This window comes from Serratia sp. Res13-Sevr-LER1-36-b, from assembly GCF_015673035.1.
Taxonomy (GTDB): domain Bacteria; phylum Pseudomonadota; class Gammaproteobacteria; order Enterobacterales; family Enterobacteriaceae; genus Chania; species Chania fonticola_C.
The window spans coordinates 15,384-33,192 of record NZ_JADACK010000017.1 but is presented as its reverse complement, the minus strand read 5'-3'; the positions used below and the strand labels follow the sequence as shown (position 1 = coordinate 33,192).

The 17,809-nt window shown below is 53.3% G+C and carries 17 protein-coding genes; 7 read left to right on the top strand and 10 right to left on the bottom strand.

All coding sequences use genetic code 11. The features are described from left to right. Nucleotide 1: 1 nt before the first annotated feature. Both yobA and ftnA read right to left on the bottom strand, forming a co-directional pair. Entirely contained in the window at nucleotides 2–385 is a 384-nt protein-coding gene (gene yobA / locus IMQ33_RS10125; RefSeq protein ID WP_065685560.1) for a CopC domain-containing protein YobA, read from the bottom strand. A 322-nt stretch (nucleotides 386–707) separates the two neighbouring features. After that, nucleotides 708–1,226 (bottom strand): non-heme ferritin, encoded by a 519-nt coding sequence (gene ftnA, locus IMQ33_RS10120; RefSeq protein WP_021806759.1) that lies wholly within the window; start codon nucleotides 1,224–1,226, stop codon nucleotides 708–710. 387 nt (nucleotides 1,227–1,613) lie between these two features. Between ftnA and IMQ33_RS10115 the strand changes: the two genes are divergently transcribed. Next, nucleotides 1,614–1,844 (top strand): DNA polymerase III subunit theta, encoded by a 231-nt coding sequence (locus IMQ33_RS10115; RefSeq protein WP_021181054.1) that lies wholly within the window; start codon nucleotides 1,614–1,616, stop codon nucleotides 1,842–1,844. Between the two features lie 152 nt (nucleotides 1,845–1,996). Here the strand turns inward: IMQ33_RS10115 and pip are convergent, their stop codons facing one another. Together pip and IMQ33_RS10105 are read right to left on the bottom strand one after the other, a co-directional pair. Then, nucleotides 1,997–2,968 (bottom strand): prolyl aminopeptidase, encoded by a 972-nt coding sequence (gene pip / locus IMQ33_RS10110; RefSeq protein ID WP_065685559.1) that lies wholly within the window; start codon nucleotides 2,966–2,968, stop codon nucleotides 1,997–1,999. A 112-nt stretch (nucleotides 2,969–3,080) separates the two neighbouring features. Beyond that, a complete protein-coding gene (locus IMQ33_RS10105; RefSeq protein ID WP_021806760.1) occupies nucleotides 3,081–3,518 on the bottom strand; it encodes a TraR/DksA C4-type zinc finger protein in 438 nt (145 codons plus the stop codon). 421 nt (nucleotides 3,519–3,939) lie between these two features. On the opposite strand from IMQ33_RS10105, the gene exoX reads away from it, so the two are divergent. Beyond that, a complete protein-coding gene (exoX, locus tag IMQ33_RS10100) occupies nucleotides 3,940–4,608 on the top strand; it encodes an exodeoxyribonuclease X (RefSeq protein WP_065685558.1) in 669 nt (222 codons plus the stop codon). Between the two features lie 30 nt (nucleotides 4,609–4,638). Here exoX and IMQ33_RS10095 read toward each other — a convergent pair whose 3' ends face one another. The 4 genes from IMQ33_RS10095 to dbpA all read right to left on the bottom strand — a co-directional run bounded on the left by IMQ33_RS10095 (nucleotide 4,639) and on the right by dbpA (nucleotide 9,002). Then, nucleotides 4,639–6,672 (bottom strand): S9 family peptidase, encoded by a 2,034-nt coding sequence (locus IMQ33_RS10095; protein WP_196061488.1) that lies wholly within the window; start codon nucleotides 6,670–6,672, stop codon nucleotides 4,639–4,641. A 187-nt stretch (nucleotides 6,673–6,859) separates the two neighbouring features. Beyond that, nucleotides 6,860–7,168: a N(4)-acetylcytidine aminohydrolase gene (yqfB, locus tag IMQ33_RS10090; protein ID WP_024530217.1), complete on the bottom strand. Its 309-nt coding sequence runs from the start codon at nucleotides 7,166–7,168 to the stop codon at nucleotides 6,860–6,862. 39 nt (nucleotides 7,169–7,207) lie between these two features. Continuing rightward, the gene (locus IMQ33_RS10085; protein ID WP_065685556.1) at nucleotides 7,208–7,534 is read right to left on the bottom strand and encodes a YebG family protein; all 327 of its coding nucleotides are present in this window, start codon (nucleotides 7,532–7,534) and stop codon (nucleotides 7,208–7,210) included. A gap of 85 nt (nucleotides 7,535–7,619) precedes the next feature. Continuing rightward, complete coding sequence (gene dbpA / locus IMQ33_RS10080; RefSeq protein WP_024530215.1) at nucleotides 7,620–9,002, bottom strand: ATP-dependent RNA helicase DbpA; 1,383 nt, start codon at nucleotides 9,000–9,002, stop codon at nucleotides 7,620–7,622. A gap of 211 nt (nucleotides 9,003–9,213) precedes the next feature. Between dbpA and purT the strand changes: the two genes are divergently transcribed. Beyond that, nucleotides 9,214–10,392, top strand: a complete 1,179-nt coding sequence (gene purT / locus IMQ33_RS10075; RefSeq protein WP_196061489.1) for a formate-dependent phosphoribosylglycinamide formyltransferase — start codon at nucleotides 9,214–9,216, stop codon at nucleotides 10,390–10,392. Nucleotides 10,393–10,429: 37 nt separating this feature from the next. Here purT and IMQ33_RS10070 read toward each other — a convergent pair whose 3' ends face one another. Together IMQ33_RS10070 and IMQ33_RS10065 are read right to left on the bottom strand one after the other, a co-directional pair. Further along, complete coding sequence (locus IMQ33_RS10070) at nucleotides 10,430–10,675, bottom strand: YoaH family protein (RefSeq protein WP_161738974.1); 246 nt, start codon at nucleotides 10,673–10,675, stop codon at nucleotides 10,430–10,432. Nucleotides 10,676–10,738: 63 nt separating this feature from the next. Continuing rightward, the gene (locus IMQ33_RS10065; RefSeq protein ID WP_196061490.1) at nucleotides 10,739–11,746 is read right to left on the bottom strand and encodes a glycosyltransferase; all 1,008 of its coding nucleotides are present in this window, start codon (nucleotides 11,744–11,746) and stop codon (nucleotides 10,739–10,741) included. Nucleotides 11,747–12,022: 276 nt separating this feature from the next. Between IMQ33_RS10065 and pabB the strand changes: the two genes are divergently transcribed. From pabB to IMQ33_RS10045, 4 genes are all read left to right on the top strand, one after another. Next, a complete protein-coding gene (gene pabB / locus IMQ33_RS10060) occupies nucleotides 12,023–13,396 on the top strand; it encodes an aminodeoxychorismate synthase component 1 (RefSeq protein ID WP_196061491.1) in 1,374 nt (457 codons plus the stop codon). Next, a complete protein-coding gene (locus IMQ33_RS10055; RefSeq protein WP_024530210.1) occupies nucleotides 13,393–13,971 on the top strand; it encodes a CoA pyrophosphatase in 579 nt (192 codons plus the stop codon). The genes pabB and IMQ33_RS10055 overlap by 4 nt, the downstream gene beginning before the upstream one ends. Before the next feature lie 371 nt (nucleotides 13,972–14,342). Beyond that, the gene (gene sdaA / locus IMQ33_RS10050) at nucleotides 14,343–15,707 is read left to right on the top strand and encodes an L-serine ammonia-lyase (protein ID WP_024486973.1); all 1,365 of its coding nucleotides are present in this window, start codon (nucleotides 14,343–14,345) and stop codon (nucleotides 15,705–15,707) included. A gap of 349 nt (nucleotides 15,708–16,056) precedes the next feature. Further along, complete coding sequence (locus IMQ33_RS10045) at nucleotides 16,057–17,658, top strand: EAL domain-containing protein (RefSeq protein WP_065685551.1); 1,602 nt, start codon at nucleotides 16,057–16,059, stop codon at nucleotides 17,656–17,658. The last annotated feature ends 151 nt before the right edge of the window (nucleotides 17,659–17,809 follow it).

Sequence of the window (17,809 nt, the reverse complement as noted above, 5' to 3'; positions counted from 1 at the left end):
CTTAGTTAACGGTAAAGCTGTACTGACCTTTGGTTTTATGACCGTCAACGGAAACCACGTGCCAGCTGACCTGGTATTTCCCCGCAGCCAGATCACCTTCAATCGGTACGTTAATCTGGGTATTGTTGCTTGGATCCAGATCCAGCTTGCCAGTTTTAACCACGGCGTTATCTGGGCCGGTCACTTTGACACCGCTGAAGTTAGGCTCGATGCCTTCGGAGAAATTCAGCGTCAACACTTTTGGCGCAGAGCTTACGGTGGCGTCTGCCGCCGGAGTCTGTACTTTCAGGTGGGCATGCGCCAACGCCTGCTGAGAAGACAAGCCGACAAACAGTACAAAAATGGTGGAAAGCAGGCGATAGGATGAACGAATTTTAGCGATCACGGAGGAGTCCTTTATCAATTATGTAGGTGATAAGGGCCAAGACCGGTTACGCGGAGCGATGTTTCCGCAGCCTCAACCCACCACTGTGATTGCGCCACGGGTAAACAGCAGAAGGAGTGGGTAACTCACTGTTATAACTCTCTACCTCCCGGTAGCGTATCGCGTTAAATCATAACGACGGTGAATCGGCAAGTCGAGCACATCACTGATATTTTGCGATCTGGCAGCACGTATCGCTATAGCTGCACGATAAATACAGGGCAAAAAAAACCGCGTACGGTGAAAAGTACGCGGTTTTCAGATTGATGACAAAAGCGGGTTATCAGGCCTGGCCGTTACCGCTTACTGCCTCGGCACCCATTCTCTTCAGATCTTTATCAATGAAGAACAGTGCCTTGCCGCTGTTGCCTACCAGCGCCAACTTGTCCAGTACGGATTTGAACAGCTTCTCTTCTTCGTGCTGCTCGGCAACGTACCATTGCAGGAAGTTGAAGGTTGAGTAGTCTTGTGTGGTCATAGCCACGTGCGCCAATTCATTGATTTGACGAGTGATCAGTTGCTCATGCTCGTAAGTCTGCTGGAAAACGTCCGCCAGTGATTCAAACTCTACCGGCGGTGCAGAAATGCTGCCGATCAGTGGCAACGCCCCGGTATCACTGAGGTAGTCGAACAAACGCTGCATGTGCTGCATCTCTTCGCGTGAATGTTCTTTAAGGAATGCGGCAGCCCCTTCGAAGCCTTTATCGCTGCACCAGGCGCTCATTTGCAAATACAAATTGGCGGAATAGAATTCCAGATTCAGTTGCTCATTCAGTTTCGTGGTCATTGCTTGCGTTAGCATGAGGATCCCTATTATTTTCTCAGGTCATAAACTTAATTGACCACATTATGCCTTGATTAACACAAAATAAAAACACTTGATTTACATTCATTAATTTAATGTGAAATTTACCTATAAATTCAAAGTGTTATAAATAACTTATTTTAACATTAAATTATTATGATAATCATTTTCATCTTTATATTTAAAGTAAGACGAATCATTCTTATTTAACAAAATAAACTAACGACATTCGGCTTAAACATTATATCACCCTGCTTTTTGTAATGACTCTACGTCCAGAGTCTGAAGATGATAGGGATATGTTGGCTTGAGAAGCTTGCCAAGCGCGGCACGGTAGATTACCTTCTGCGCTGAGTTGCCGTTACACACTAGAAGGAGGATCCCATGGGTTACAATCTGGCAGAGCTTTCCAAAGACGAGATGGACAAGGTGAACGTTGATCTGGCCGCGTCTGGAGTGGCATTCAAGGAACGCTACAATATGCCGGTGATCCCTGAGATGGTGGAACGTGAGCAGCCAAAGCATCTGCAGGACTACTTCCGCGAGCGTGTGATGCACTATCGCGTCGAATCACACAAATTCTCTCGCCTGCCTTACGAACCTAAAATGAAGTAATGGCCCTTCACCCTAACCCTCTCCCACAGGGAGAGGGAACCGATCGAGTGTGTTTGAAATTTATCGGGACTCACCTTGGATGAGGAGGTGATCGATTTTGCTAAAGTTACCGATTTACCTCCAAATGAGCAGGGGCTAACAGCTCCCTCTCCCTATGGGAGAGGGTTGGCGTGAGGGGCGGCAAAACGGTCGGTTGCCAGCATCAGCTGGTGCAAAATACCCGGTTCATCCGTGGAGTGCCCTGCCCCTTCGACAATATGCAGTTCAGCCTCAGGCCAGGCTTTGGCCAGATCCCAGGCGTTTTGTACCTGGCAGGCCATATCGTAACGGCCATGAACGATCACCGCCGGAATATGACGGATCAACGGAACGTTGCTCAGCAGTTGGTCATCGCTGTCGAGAAAGCCCTGATGGCTAAAGTAGTGGTTCTCAATACGGGCAAAGGCCAGCGCGAAATCATCTTCGCCAAAGGAGGCGGAGGCACCGCTTGGCAACAGCGTTACCGTTTCCCCTTCCCACACGCTCCACAATTTGGCAGCCTCAAGCTGCACTTGCAGATCCGGTGACGTCAGGCGTTGACGGTAGGCAGCAATCACGTCCTTGCGTTCTTCCTCCGAAAGGATAGACAGCACCCGCTCCCATTTATCCGGGAAGAAGCGGGAAGCGCCATCTTGGTAATACCAACTCAGTTCCTGCTTACGCAGCGTGAAGATCCCCCGCAGCACCATCTCGCTGACGCGTTGCGGATGCGTCTGTGCATAGGCTAGCGCCAGCGTGGAACCCCAGGAGCCACCAAAGACCAGCCACTGGTCGACTCCGGCCATGACACGCAGTCTTTCGAGATCGTCAACCAGGTGCCAGGTAGTGTTATTGTCCAGACTGGCATGCGGTTTGGAACGGCCACAGCCACGTTGATCGAACAGCAAAACCTTATAGCGCTGCGGGTCGAACAGCTGGCGATGATAAGGTGCGCTACCACCGCCAGGCCCGCCGTGGATAAATACCGCAGGCTTACCGTTTGGATTGCCGCTCAGCTCCCAGTAGATCCGGTGCCCATCTCCAGTATCCAGCCAACCGCTGTCATAGGCGGATAATGGCGGGTACAAACCTCGTAATTGTTCCATGGCGCGTACGTCTCTCTGTGAGTGATACCCTCATCAAAGCCGAAGCCGCTCATCAGGTCAACGGTAAAACGCTAAAACCTCCACCTATACCAACATGTTAGTGTGCGTTTGCTCAAAATGAAGTCGACTTGCTTTTACGCATATGAGGTTCGCGCATTTCTTGTGCGGTTTTGGCTTCAATACTCAGCTCTGCCGTGGGGCGTAATAACAGGCGTGGCAGGCCGATAGGCTCACCCGTTTCAAGACAATAACCGAAATCACCGGTTTCCAGGCGCTGCAGGGCGGCGGCCATCTTCGGCAGCAGGCGGGTTTCCCGATCCAATTGGCGGAACAGCAGGCGCAGATCTTCTTCGCGCGCGGCTTTATCCGCTTCGTCACCGCTAATATCGCCGCTGTCGATATCACGTTTCAACACGTCGATGTGCTGCCAGAGTTTTTGTTGCTCGTCCAATAGGCGTTGGCGGAAAAACGCCCGCTGCTCCGTATTCATGTAATCAGATTCTGGCATCGCCAGCAGTTGTTGCTCGCTTAATAATGTCATGACTGTCATGGCACACTCCGTGTACATAGGTTTGTTACATTATAACATTTTTAATACATAAAGGTTAATAATAAATAATCATTGGATAAACAAGGCGTTGACGTTTCCATACCCTTTGCTGCTTGCATATGGTGGCCGCTAGGGGGTTAATGGTTCGGCAAGCCACCCAACCATAGGTTAACCAAGAGGCCATCATGAGTAAGGGAATGGACAGCAAGAAAAATGCGAAGAAGAAACCGTTGAAAACCCCAGCCGAGAAAAAAGCGGAGAAACGTTCCAAAAAAGGACAGTCGTCTACATCTGGTGAGTAAATCAGTTTCTGACCGTAGTTAAACCCGCCGAGGCGGGTTTTTTGTTGCCTGCAAAAAGACAGGTTGGCATCGCAGCCCCATATCGTTAAGCTAGGGAATAGACTTTAGCTGGGAACATCATGATGTTACGTGTAATCGATACTGAAACCTGTGGGCTAGACGGCGGCGTAGTGGAAGTCGCTTCCGTTGACGTGATCGACGGGCAAATCACTAATCCGATGAGCGACCTGATCAGCCCAGATCGGCCTATCGGCCTGGACGCCATGGCCATTCACCACATCACCGAGCAGATGGTTGAGGGCAAGCCGCGTATCGCCGTCGCTATTGGGCGTTACCAGGGCAGCCAATATTATGTTGCGCATAACGCTGCCTTTGATCGGGCCATGCTGCCAGAAATGAACGGTGCCTGGATTTGTACCCTCAAGCTGGCACGTACGCTGTACCCAGACATTAAATATGGTAATCAATACCTGCGCTATGCGCTGAATCTGGATGTGCAACTGCCACAGGACACCGCGCTCTATCCACACCGCGCACTGTACGACTGCTATGTCACCGCCGCACTGCTACAACGCATTGTGCAGGACTCCGGTTGGACGCCAGAACAGATGCTGGAAATCACCGAGCAGCCGGTATTATTGAAAAAATTCAAGTTCGGCAAATATCGTGGGCAATCTATTGAGCAGGTGGCGCTGGAAGATCCTGGCTATCTGCGTTGGATGCTGAAATCAATCGACGATCTCAGCCCGGATATGAAACACACGTTGAAATACTACCTGTTGGGTTAATCAAGCGGGCAGTCTCCTGCCCGCGATGATTTATTCCGCCAGCGCCAGAATAAACGCATATTCCAGTGCAATATCCTCGTAAGCCTTAAAGCGCCCAGATTTGCCGCCGTGGCCAGCATCCATATCGGTATATAGCAGCAGTTGGCGATCGTCGGTTTTCAACTCACGCAGTTTCGCCACCCACTTGGCAGGCTCCCAGTATTGCACCTGCGAATCATGCAGCCCGGTGGTGACCAGCATATGCGGATAATCCTGCGCTTTCACCTGGTCGTAAGGGCTGTACTGCAAGATGTAATCGTAATACGCCTTGTCGTTTGGGTTGCCCCACTCGTCATATTCACCGGTGGTTAGCGGTATAGACTCATCCAGCATGGTGGTTACCACGTCCACAAACGGCACCTGAGCCACTACGCCATTGAACAGCTCAGGAGCCTGGTTGACTACCGCGCCCATCAGCAAACCACCGGCACTGCCGCCCATGGCAAACACTCGGTCAGCATCGCCATAGCCTTGCTCTACCAATGCCTTAGTGACGTCGATAAAGTCGTTAAAGGTGTTTTGTTTGTTGAACAGCTTGCCGTCTTCATACCAGAGTTGCCCCAGTTCGGCACCGCCGCGAATATGCGCCAGCGCGAAGACAAAGCCGCGATCCAGTAAGCTTAGGCGGCTGGCACTGAATGCCGGATCCATGCTGCTGCCATAGGAGCCGTAGGCATACACCATCAGCGGGTTCGCCCCATGTGCAAAGCGGTCAGCACGGTAAACCAAAGATACCGGCACCTCGACGCCGTCACGGGCTTTCACCCACACGCGCTCGCTACGATAATCTTCCGCCGTGAAGTTTTTCACTTCCTGCTGCTTGAGCAACTCCCGCTCGCCACTGTCCAGATTCAACTCATACAGCGTAGTTGGGGTGGTCATGGAGGAATAGCCGTAACGCAGCAACTCGGTTTCCGGGTCTGGGTTGTAGGCCAGCCAGGTGACATAGGTCGGATCGTCAAAAGCAATGCTCTTGTCTTCACCGTTCTGCCAGTGGATTTGGCGCAGTTGGGTCAGCCCGGCGATGCGTTCCTCCACCACCAGCCAGTCACGGAACAGGCTGAACCCTTCGAGCATGACATCGGTGCGCGGGGCAATCAGTTCCTGCCATTGGCTTTCGTCAGCCTGCTCGCTCTGGTACAGGCCAAAGTTCTTGCCGTTTCTGTTAGAACGAATGTAGAAATGCTCACGGTAGTGATCGATGGCATATTCGTGATCTTTGCGGCGCGGCGCAAACATCTGCGGTTTACTGTCTGCACTGTTCGCATCCAGCAACAGGATCTCTGAGGTGGTGGTACCGCTGAGGTGGATCAGGATAAAGCGCTCGGAGGTGGTTTTTTCCAGGCTGACGTAGAAAGTGTCATCCTGTTCCTCGTAGATCAGCACGTCCTGCTGCGGATCGCTGCCCACCACGTGGCGATAGACCTGATATGGCAGCAATGTCTTGGCATGTTTACGCACGTAGTAGACGGTGGCGGAATCATTCGCCCACTCGAAATTGCCAGAGGTGTTTTCCAGTACCTCATCGGCCCAGCTATCGTCGCGTAAATCCTTGAAACGGATATCGTATTGGCGGCGCGACAGGAAGTCTTCCGCTACGGCCAGACGCTGGTTGTCCGGGCTGACGTCCAACCCGCCCAGCGTATAGAACTCGTGCCCTTCCGCACGCTGATTGCCATCGAGCAAGGTGTCCCAAAGCTCAGTAGCCGCTGCGGGTTGCCGCACATACAGCGCATATTCATTACCCGGCTCATACCGGGTCTGATAGCGGAAACCACGCCTGACGTAAGGCACGGAATGTTCCTGCTGTGGAATACGCGCAACCATCTCCTGATACAGAGTTTCACGCAGCGCCTGTTGTGGCTTTAGCTGCGCGTCGGTGTAGGCATTTTCAGCCCGCAAATAGTCTAATACCTGGGGATCGGTACGTTCGTCATCGCGCAGCCAGTAGTAGTCATCCACACGCGTGTCACCATGGATGGTAATTGGGTAAGGCCGTTTTTCTGCCTTGGGAGGTGTCATCATTGCTAAATCATCCGCTTACTTTGATTAAGGCAAGAGTGACACGAATTTCACCAGCTTAACAAGCCACGTAGCTATTTTTTCAATGGAGGTGTCAGAACAGACAAGATGGAGGATTTCCTCCACAACATCGCGCCAGTTCCCACAAAAGTGGCTGGGGCGATGCGGAGGATTAAGTGGCGAACCGAGGCTAACGTTTGGTAAACGCGATGACAAACAGCTCATCCAGCCCTGGGTAGATATCCTGGATCACCTGCTTGAGTTCGCTGAGCGTCATATTCTCCTGCTGCGCATGTTCATGCGTTAGCTCATCCAGGCGCACCGGCGTTACCGACTTTACCTCGATATAACAGAAAAATACGCCGTCTTCATTGCGGCTGACACGCAGCACCTCATTCGGCTGGAAGTGAGCCTCGCTGGCATCCCGAATGGTGATGGTTTTGCGCCCAGCCAGAATATCTTGCTCAAAACGGCTGAAGAAGGTTATCTCACGGGACATGCTGGATCCTTGGTTATGGTCATGTTGCTGTAACACTGCTTAGGCGGCCTGCTGCTCTTCTGACGCAGCGCCTTCTTCCGGGGCGGCGGCAGGTTTCTCACCTTTGGTTTTAGCGGGCTTTTTGGCGGCTTCTTGCGGGGCACCACCACGCAGGATCTGCGCCAGCACATCTTTGTGTTCCGCCAGGAAGAAGCTCAACCCTTCACGCTGTTCTTCTTCCAGCGTGACTGGCGCTTGCTGCAACCATTCACCGAGGCTATCGGCCAGATCCAACATTTTGTCGTAGGCATCGGCTTCTTTCTTATTTGCGAAAGTCATTTTTTCCTCACCGTTTCTCACTACTACATATTTCACTTCAACAGCCATGAGCATCTTCCTCAAAGGTTATGATACTGTGTTTTTATACAGTATAGAGTGATTTCGGGCAGGGCTGCAAGCGCCCTGCCGTTTATTATTTCAACAGCCGCACTTTGCAGCTCTTGCCTTTGATCTTACCTTGCTGAAGCTGTTGCAGTGCCTTACGGGCGCTGGCCTTACGGATAGCCACATAGGCATGCACCGGGAACATGTCGATCTTGCCGACTTCTGCCGCCGTTAGCCCGGCGTCACCGGTCAACGCCCCCAGAATATCGCCAGGGCGAATTTTAGCCTTGCGGCCGCCGTCAATGCACAGGGTGACCATTTCCGCTTCCAGCGGCGTGTTAGGCGCCCCGCTCAGCTCAGACACGGGTGACCATTTTGCGCGCATGGACAGATACTCTTCGAGAGCATGAACACGCACCATTTCCTGCGGCGTACACAGGCTGATCGCCAACCCACTCAGGCCGGCGCGACCAGTACGGCCAATGCGGTGGACGTGAACCTCAGGGTCAAACGACAGTTCGTAGTTGACCACCAACTCCAATTCTTTGATATCCAGACCACGCGCGGCCACATCGGTCGCTACCAGTACACGGCAGCTGCGGTTGGCAAAGCGAACCAGCACCTGGTCACGATCGCGTTGTTCAAGATCGCCATGCAGCGCCATGCAACTGATACCACGAGCTTCCAGCGCTTCATACACGCTCTGGCAATCACGCTTGGTGTTACAGAACACCACGCAGGACGCTGGCTGATAATGGCGGATGGCGCTCACCAGCACCGCAGGACGTTGATCGCGAGTGGTTTCATAGAAACGTTGTTCGATAGAGGCTTGCTCATCGCCATCTTCGACCTCCACATTCAGTGGCTGGCGTTGTACACGGGCGCTAATACGCTCAATGCCCGCCGGATAGGTGGCAGAAAACAGCAGGGTCTGGCGCTGTGGCGGCGTGTAGCTGATCACATCATCGATATCATCGGCAAAGCCCATATCCAACATGCGGTCGGCCTCATCCAGCACCAGCACGGTCATCTCGTCCAGCACCAGGGTTTTCTTGCGCAGATGCTCCTGCACACGGCCCGGTGTACCCACCACAATGTGCGGCGCATGCACCAGGGAGTCGAGTTGTGGCCCCACCGGCTGGCCACCACACAGGGTCAGTATCTTGATGTTCTGGGTAAAGCGGGCCAGGCGACGCAGCTCTTTGCTCACCTGGTCGGCCAGCTCACGCGTCGGGCACAGAATAAGCGCCTGGGTTGCCACTTTGGCAACGTTGATTTTATCCAGCAGGCCGATGCCAAATGCCGCCGTCTTACCGCTACCGGTTTTCGCTTTGGCACGTACGTCCTGCCCGTTCAGGATGGCAGGCAGTGCTGCGGCCTGTACCGGCGTCATTTCGGCATACCCCAGTTCGTTGAGGTTGGCCAACTGTTCAGCTGGCAGCGGCAGGGAAGAAAAAGAAACTGTGCTCACGGCAATAACTCTTATATAGCAAGTGGAAAGGCGGCGCTGCGCTTGGCTGGCACCGGATCAGGCGCAGATGATAACAGAGTTGGTGGGGTTTCCGGATTTCAGCGTTAAAAAAAGCAGTTAATATGCACCGCTGGTCGTACGCAATCGTTTTCGTATATACTGCGCGCTCAGTGTCAGACCCGTGAATTCATTCAGATCCAGGTATCAGACTATGTTAACTATTGGAACCGCCCTGCGTCCTGCCGCCACCCGCGTTATGCTACTCGGCTCAGGCGAGCTGGGCAAAGAAGTGGCCATCGAATGCCAGCGTTTAGGCTTGGAAGTGATTGCCGTCGACCGTTACGCCGATGCCCCAGCCATGCATGTGGCACACCGTAGCCACGTCATCAATATGCTGGATGGTTCGGCGCTCAAAGCGTTGATCGAACAGGAACGCCCCGATTTTATCGTGCCGGAAATAGAGGCTATCGCCACCAGCATGCTGGTTGAGTTGGAGCAACAGGGCCATCACGTCGTCCCCTGTGCCGAAGCCACACGTCTGACCATGAACCGTGAAGGTATTCGCCGTCTGGCCGCTGAAACGCTGGAACTGCCCACCTCCAGCTACCGCTTTGCCGATAACGAGCAAAACTTCCGCCAAGCGGTGGCCGAAATCGGTTACCCGTGCATCGTCAAGCCAGTGATGAGCTCATCCGGCAAAGGGCAAAGCCTGATCCGTGAAGAGCAGCAACTGGGTGCCGCCTGGGATTACGCACAGCTTGGTGGCCGCGCTGGCGGAGGCCGGGTCATTGTTGAAGGACTGGTCAAGTTTGATTTCGAGATCACCCTGCTGACCATCAACGCCGTCGATGGCGTACATTTCTGTGAGCCGATCGGCCACCGTCAGGAAGATGGGGATTACCGCGAGTCCTGGCAACCGCAGCGGATGTCAGAGCTGGCATTAAGCCGTGCTCAGGCGATCGCCGCAAAGGTGGTTAACGCACTGGGTGGATTTGGCCTGTTCGGCGTTGAGCTGTTCGTCTGCGGTGATGAGGTGATTTTCAGCGAGGTCTCCCCACGCCCGCACGACACTGGCATGGTCACGCTGATTTCGCAGGATCTGTCCGAGTTTGCGCTGCACGTACGCGCTTTCATTGGGCTGCCGATTAACGCGATACGCCAGTTCGGGCCGGCCGCTTCTGCGGTGATCCTGCCAGAACTAAGCAGCGACAATGTGCGTTTCAGTGGGTTGGAGACGGCACTAAGTGGTTATAATCAGGTGCGGCTATTCGGTAAACCGAACATCGAGGGCAAACGCCGGATGGGCGTTGCACTGGCCGTTGCACCAGAAGTAGAGCAAGCGGTAGAGCTGGCTAAGCAGGCCGCTGCTGCGGTGACGGTGCAAGGGTAAAGCGGTTGGGGGTTCGGGATACCGACCCCCGCTAACGTCAGTAGTTTTCGTCGTCTTCGCTATCTTCGTCCAGATATTCGGTCGGTTCTTCCTGCTGATGTTCTTGTTCTTCTTCATCGTCGAACATCACGCTAACCTGATCGCCCTGATGTTTTTCACGGATTTCCTGTGCCACCGTCGCGATGGCCTCTCCGCTGCTCATGCCCTGCCCCATCAGCAAATGGATACGTTCAGCAGCTTCCTGCTGTTCTTGGTGACTCAGTGACGGCATACCTGCAAGCATGTATTTCTCCCCGGTAAAATAGGCGTGAATTATACGCGCTAACGGCGCAGATCCCTACACCTGTTATTCGCTGGCCCGCAAGGGAGTCACGTTATCAATGCGCCACTGTTTTAAGCGATGCAGCCACAACATCACATGCCATGTCTGCTTGATCCCCCGCATATTGTCGATCATCATCCGCTGAATGCCGCGCCGGTAGAAATCTTCAGCGATCTGTTGTTGCGCCTGCAGTTCGGGCTCACGGCGAATACTATGGCAAATCCCCAGTGCCTCACGCGCGATCTGCCAATGGAAGGCCGCACAAATCGAGATCTTGCTGCTGTAACGCTGATTCAGTGCCACCAGCATCTCGACGATTTTCATATAGTGGCGTTGATACTCGACGTTCGCCTTCCCGGTACGGCGACGGTTGCTGATCGAGCGGTCGTGTACCCGTTGGCGATATAGCGGTTTGCTCAGGTATTTAACTCGTTGAGCATTGAACATCACCTCGGTGGTCCATGGGATATCCTGGTGGTGTAAACCAGGTTCGAAATAGAGTTGGTGCTGCTTGATAAAATCCAGGCGATACACGGCTAACCACACCACATGAATAAAGCGTCTTGATTTCAACGCATTTTCCAACCACTGTGCACCAGAAATAACCGCCGTATCTTTCAGGCGCGTAGCAGGAATAATGGGTTGCAAATCACCATTGCTTGCAAAATAGCGTTCGCCGTTACATTGCATCACGTCTAATTGATGTTCTTCGGCTAATGTAAGCAGCGTTGAATACATTTTCGGATCCAATAAATCATCGGCATCGGGGAAGGCGACATATTTGCCTCGGGCCACGGCGAGCCCGGCATTGCGAGCATTGGAGACCCCTGAATTGGGCTGATCGATGACTTTGATATGTGGATGCTGCGCGGCGTAGCGGTGCGCGATCTCTCCTGAGCCGTCGGTGGAGCCATCGTTAACGATGATCACCTCCAACTGCTGCTCATGTTGCGCCAGCAATGAATTCAAGAAAGGAATAAATAGCTCCCCAACATTATGCAAAGGAACAATAACGCTTAATTTTAATGACATTGCTGCCCTCACCTGCGGGGTAATTAGAATAATTATCGGGTAAAAGAAGATACCTTTATTATTATTTTACTTATTAAAATATTCACCGAGGAAATTTCTTTCAGCGAATATATAATGGCATTTTACATTTTATATTATGGCAGACGTGGCAAAAAATGCTCCATTTACGCTTGGTTTACTTTTCATCCGGCTAATCTGTAAGCAGCACCCTATGGCGTAATGTGGCAGAATGGCTGCCAACACCGCTGTTTACGTGAATCAGGTTGATTGAACCCTATGAATGTCACCGCCCCAAACCTCAAATCGTTACCCTATACGCGCGAAGCCGTATTAACGCTGTTCGCTCCATTGGCACAACGGCCTTGGGCTATGCTGCTGCATTCAGGCTTTGCCGAGCACCCGCATAACCGGTTTGACATTCTGGTGGCAGAACCGCGCACCACGCTGACTACTTGCGGTGCCAGCACCGAGATCCAGCAGGGAGGGACTCGCAGTAACTCGCCTGAAGATCCCTTTGTGCTGTTACAGCAACAGCTAGACGCTCTCAACCTGCATCCGCCGCTGAACGGCGAACTTCCCTTTCAAGGGGGAGCGCTAGGGCTTTTTGGCTATGATTTGGGACGACGTATCGAAGCGTTGCCGCAGTTGGCACAGGCCGATATCAAGCTGCCGGATATGGCGGTGGGCATTTATGACTGGGCACTGATCGCCGATCATCATCAGCAAAAACTGACCCTGCTCAGCTATGGGGATGTAGAACAGCGCTGGCAATGGCTTAACCAACAGCGGGTTGTGCCACAGCCCCCCTTCGCCCTGACCGGCAACTGGCAGGCCAACATGACGCGCCAGCAATATGGCGAGAAATTCCGGCGTATCCAGAGCTATCTGCGCAGTGGCGATTGCTATCAGATCAATTTGGCTCAGCGTTTTTCCGCCCCTTATCAAGGGGACGAATGGCAGGCATTCCAGCAGTTAAACGCCAGCAACCGTGCGCCGTTCTCTGCGTTCCTGCGCCTGCCCGCCAACGCGGTGTTGAGTGTTTCACCAGAACGTTTCCTGTGGTTGGCCGATCGGCAGATCCAGACCAGGCCCATCAAAGGTACGCTACCCCGCCTTGTTGATGCCGCGCTGGATGCAGAACAGGCGCAAAAGTTGGCCAATTCACCCAAGGACCGGGCCGAAAATCTGATGATTGTCGATCTGCTGCGTAATGACATTGGCCGTGTGGCAGAGCCTGGCAGCGTCAAAGTGCCGGAACTGTTCGTGGTTGAGCCATTCCCGGCGGTACATCATCTGGTCAGTACCATTACTGCCACCCTGCCCGCTAACCGCTCGGCTAGCGAGCTGTTGCGCGCCTGTTTTCCCGGCGGTTCGATTACCGGCGCGCCCAAAGTGCGGGCAATGGAAATCATCGAGGAACTGGAGCCGCAGCGCCGTAATGCCTATTGCGGTAGCATTGGCTATCTCAGCGTTTGCGGTACCATGGACACCAATATCACCATCCGCACCCTGATTGCCGAAAACGGGCGCATCAACTGTTCTGCCGGTGGTGGCATCGTTGCCGATAGTCAGGAACAGGCGGAGTATCAGGAAACCTTTGATAAAGTAGGCCGTATTTTGCCACAGCTGGGGGAGTTTACCGTTTCGTGAGCCATCAGGACTATCCGGCCTCATTGGCCGATTTTATCAGCCGCTTTCAGCTGCAACAGCCGCAGGCGATGCAGATCTCTCACAATTCGCGCCCAGCCGCCGTGCTGATCCCGATCGTTTGTCGGCCAGAACCGACCCTGCTGCTCACTCGCCGCGCCGATTCATTGCGTAAACATGCGGGTCAAGTGGCCTTCCCCGGCGGTAAAACCGATGCTGAAGACGGTTCTCCCATCATTACCGCACTGCGTGAAGCGCAGGAAGAAGTAGCGATCCCACCGCAGCGGGTGCATATCCTCGGTCAGTTGGCCCCGCTCGACAGCAGCACCGGTTTTCAGGTGACGCCGGTAGTGGGCCTGATCCCGGCAGATGTGGCGTTTCATGCCAACGAAGATGAGGTCGCCGAGGTGTTCGAAATCCCGCTGCACGAAGCACTGCGGCTCTCACGCTATTATCCGCTGGACATCCATCGTGGTGGTCACGCACATCGAGTCTATCTTTCCTGGTATCAGAGCCAGTTCGTTTGGGGCCTGACGGCCGCGATTATTCGCCGCCTGGCGCAGCAAGTCAGCATTTGAATTGGCATTTTTTGCGACACACATCACGTTAAAGCCGGGATTACCTGTCGTTTTGAGTATAAAGCGATCGCTATCACTCCAGCAGCCTGTTTTATCAACTACCGTTACCGCTATCGATGTTTTAAAAAAACTGTAAACTCTCTCTTCAACCTTACGAAATACCTGTAAAATAGCCACGACCGGAATAAACCACTAATATTATAAGGATTACCCCGGTCGCGTTTTAAGGCGTTAACAGCAATACCAAGGATTACTTTATTTCATGCGAAAAGGGCCGCAAAACCCGTACGGCCCTTTTACACTATCGCCGTTCCCTGCACGGTTTTTAACCGCAGCAGCCATAACAATATGCCTCTTTAAGGAGTTTTAGCGTGATTAGCGTTTTCGACATGTTTAAGATCGGCATCGGCCCGTCCAGCTCTCATACGGTTGGACCGATGAAAGCCGGCAAACAGTTTGTCGACGATCTGGTAAACGAAGGCTTGATGCCTTCCGTCACGCGTGTTGCCGTCGATGTTTACGGCTCACTCTCATTGACCGGTAAAGGTCACCATACCGATATCGCCATCATTCTCGGCCTGGCGGGCAATATGCCTGATACCGTCGATATCGATGGCATCCCGGGCTTTATTCGCGATGTTGAACAACGTCAACGCCTGATGCTGGCCAGCGGCCTGCACGAAGTCGATTTCCCCCGCGACGGCGGCATGGTATTCCGTAGCGACAATATGCCGCTGCACGAAAACGCCATGCAGATCCATGCCTTCGCTGGCGACAAGCAGATTTACAGTAAAACCTATTACTCCATCGGTGGCGGGTTTATCGTTGACGAAGAACATTTCGGCAAAGCCGAAAGTAACGAAATCTCGGTTCCCTATCCGTTCCACTCGGCAAGCGAAATGTTGGCTCACTGCCATGCCACTGGCCTGTCCCTCTCAGGGATGGTCATGCAAAACGAACTGGCATTGCATAGCAAGCAGGAGATCGAGGCCTATTTCGGCAACGTTTGGCAAACCATGCGCGCCTGTATCGATCGCGGTCTGAATACCGAAGGCGTACTGCCTGGCCCGCTGCGGGTTCCGCGCCGAGCCTCCGCCCTGCGCCGCTTGCTGGTTTCCTCAGACAAACTGTCCAGTGACCCAATGAACGTGATCGACTGGGTCAACATGTTTGCGCTGGCGGTGAACGAAGAGAACGCCGCCGGTGGTCGCGTGGTGACTGCCCCAACCAACGGAGCCTGTGGGATCGTCCCTGCCGTGCTAGCTTACTACGATCATTTCATCGAGTCCGTCAGCCCGGAAACCTATGTCCGCTACTTTATGGCGTCCGGTGCGATTGGCACGCTGTATAAAATGAACGCCTCGATTTCCGGTGCCGAAGTGGGTTGCCAGGGCGAAGTTGGTGTGGCCTGTTCGATGGCCGCTGCGGGCCTGGCCGAGTTGCTTGGCGGCAGCCCTGAGCAGGTTTGCATCGCCGCCGAAATCGGCATGGAGCATAACCTGGGCTTGACCTGCGATCCCGTTGCTGGCCAGGTTCAGGTCCCTTGCATCGAGCGCAACGCCATTGCCTCGGTGAAGGCGATCAACTCGGCGCGTATGGCATTGCGCCGCACCAGCGAGCCACGTGTGTCGCTGGATAAGGTGATCGAAACCATGTACGAAACCGGTAAAGACATGAACGCCAAGTATCGTGAGACCTCCCGTGGCGGTCTGGCGATCAAGGTTCAATGTGACTAATTAGGTCTGTCCCCCCTCGTCATCACCGGCGAGGGGGAACGGCTGAAAAAACCTGAACTGGCTAAGCAATACGTAGGGGTGCAGCATGCTGCACCCACTTATATAATCAATAGATTAGCTAGGGAAAAACTTCGTTGCCCCGTAAAAACTCAGCAATAATTCTAATCTGACCACATCATCCATCCGCCGGTTAACCCCCAAATTTCCCCTTTGATCGCACGAACCGAAATAATTTGTTGAGTTACCATCAATTTTCCATGCGAACAGGCTAGAATTAGCCAAGCATAGTATTACTGAAATTACGCCTGGAAGTGGCGTCAGGCAGCTTGACTGAACAAGGACTTACCGGATGTTGATGACCCAACTTGCCGCATCGAAATACCGCTATTACCGTTGGCTTCTCGCCGGCGCGGTTGGGTTGGCTATTTTGTTGATTTCGCTGTATACCCGCTACTATCAGGAAGTCCGTAATACCGAGCAGAACCAGCGCGTCCTGGCCAGCCGGGTGATCAGCAAACTCAATGCGTTGCTGCTGCCCGCAGAGCAACAGGCGCTCAGCACCATGTCGTTGGTCGGACAACCCTGCGATTCAGTGATTTCGACGTTACGCTTTCGTGCAGCACAGAATCAGGCGCTGCGCTCGTTGCTGCTGGTCAAGGACGGCACGATTTATTGCTCCAGCCTGTTTGGCCAACGCCACTATGTGTTTACCACCCTTTTCCCAACCATGACCAAAGGCGGCATGCAGCTGGCACTACGCCCTTCCATCACGGTAGCAAAAGGAACGCCAACGCTGGTGCTATGGACTCCGCTGCCCGATCAAAGTACCAGCGGAGTGTTGCACGTTTTCAATATCGATCTGTTGTCCAATTTCCTGCTGGAACCGCAAGAGCCTTATGCTCACCGGGTAGCCCTGAACGTGGATGCCTACAGACTGGAATATGGTCAACAGGAAATTACCCTGAGCGATGGCAAAACAGAAGGCCTGCAATACACCGCCAAGTCAGCCAAGTATCCTTTTTCCATCTCCCTGTTTGGCCCCGATGCCCGTACTCTGGCGCTGGCCGCACTACCGCGCCATATTCCTCTGGCGTTGATGTTGAGCCTGCTGGCGGCCTACGTGGTCTATCTGATCACCGCCAACCGCATGAGCCTGTCTTACCATATTGGCCACGCCATTGCGCATCGCGAATTTCGCGTTTATTGCCAGCCGATTATCAACAGCGATAATGGGCGCTGTGTCGGCGTTGAAACCTTGATGCGCTGGAAAAACAAGCGGCAAGGCTGGATTTCGCCTGACGTGTTTATCCCGCTGGCCGAACAGCACGCCCTGATCATTCCGCTAACGCGTTATCTGATGACCACGGTGGTAGAAAACCTCAACCTGTTCCCCCCTCGCCCCTCTTTCTATATCAGCATCAACGTCGCAGCAGAGCATTTCAATACCGTCAGCATTATTGATGACATCCGCAGGATCTGGCTGCCCGCCCATCCGATGCCTTCATTGATGCTGGAACTGACGGAGCGAACCGCCCTGTCAGAAATTCAGTATGAGCAGATTAAAACGCTCAAAGAGATGGGCATCATGCTGGCAATAGACGACTTCGGTACCGGCCACAGCTCGCTCAGTTACTTGAAAAAACTCAGCCCGGACGTGTTGAAAATCGATCGTGGCTTTACCGCCGCCATTGGTACCGACGCGGTCAATGCCACCGTGACCGATACCATTATTACGTTGGCACAGCGCCTGAAATTAAAACTGGTGGCCGAAGGAGTTGAGACAGAGGAACAGGCTGAATATCTACGTTCGCAGGGGGTAAATGCCTTGCAGGGGTATTATTTTGCCAAGCCGATGCCGATCAACGTGTTTCCACTGTGGCTGCAACAGTATGAAACCCGCCAACGCGTGCTGCATCAACAGCCGCAAAAAAAAGAAAAGCGAGAGAATTAGTCCCCCTCACCCAACCCTCTCCCACAGGGAGAGGAAACAGATCGAGTTAGCCTGAAAGTACAGTATTCAACATGAGCTTTGGCTGACTCACTTTGGATGAAGGAATGGCGAGGTTGCTGAGATTATCTCCTCTCTCCCAACAGAACTGGGG

What these genes read in the sequence shown, in the direction of transcription:
- pabB (WP_196061491.1), top strand. Translation starts at nt 12,023, where the DNA reads ATGAATGTCACCGCCCCAAACCTCAAATCGTTACCCTATACGCGCGAA.
- IMQ33_RS10095 (WP_196061488.1), bottom strand. Translation starts at nt 6,672, where the DNA reads ATGATGACACCTCCCAAGGCAGAAAAACGGCCTTACCCAATTACCATC.
- IMQ33_RS10105 (WP_021806760.1), bottom strand. Translation starts at nt 3,518, where the DNA reads ATGACAGTCATGACATTATTAAGCGAGCAACAACTGCTGGCGATGCCA.
- IMQ33_RS10085 (WP_065685556.1), bottom strand. Translation starts at nt 7,534, where the DNA reads ATGGCTGTTGAAGTGAAATATGTAGTAGTGAGAAACGGTGAGGAAAAA.
- exoX (WP_065685558.1), top strand. Translation starts at nt 3,940, where the DNA reads ATGATGTTACGTGTAATCGATACTGAAACCTGTGGGCTAGACGGCGGC.
- pip (WP_065685559.1), bottom strand. Translation starts at nt 2,968, where the DNA reads ATGGAACAATTACGAGGTTTGTACCCGCCATTATCCGCCTATGACAGC.
- IMQ33_RS10115 (WP_021181054.1), top strand. Translation starts at nt 1,614, where the DNA reads ATGGGTTACAATCTGGCAGAGCTTTCCAAAGACGAGATGGACAAGGTG.
- IMQ33_RS10045 (WP_065685551.1), top strand. Translation starts at nt 16,057, where the DNA reads ATGTTGATGACCCAACTTGCCGCATCGAAATACCGCTATTACCGTTGG.
- IMQ33_RS10065 (WP_196061490.1), bottom strand. Translation starts at nt 11,746, where the DNA reads ATGTCATTAAAATTAAGCGTTATTGTTCCTTTGCATAATGTTGGGGAG.
- purT (WP_196061489.1), top strand. Translation starts at nt 9,214, where the DNA reads ATGTTAACTATTGGAACCGCCCTGCGTCCTGCCGCCACCCGCGTTATG.
- yqfB (WP_024530217.1), bottom strand. Translation starts at nt 7,168, where the DNA reads ATGTCCCGTGAGATAACCTTCTTCAGCCGTTTTGAGCAAGATATTCTG.
- IMQ33_RS10070 (WP_161738974.1), bottom strand. Translation starts at nt 10,675, where the DNA reads ATGCTTGCAGGTATGCCGTCACTGAGTCACCAAGAACAGCAGGAAGCT.
- ftnA (WP_021806759.1), bottom strand. Translation starts at nt 1,226, where the DNA reads ATGCTAACGCAAGCAATGACCACGAAACTGAATGAGCAACTGAATCTG.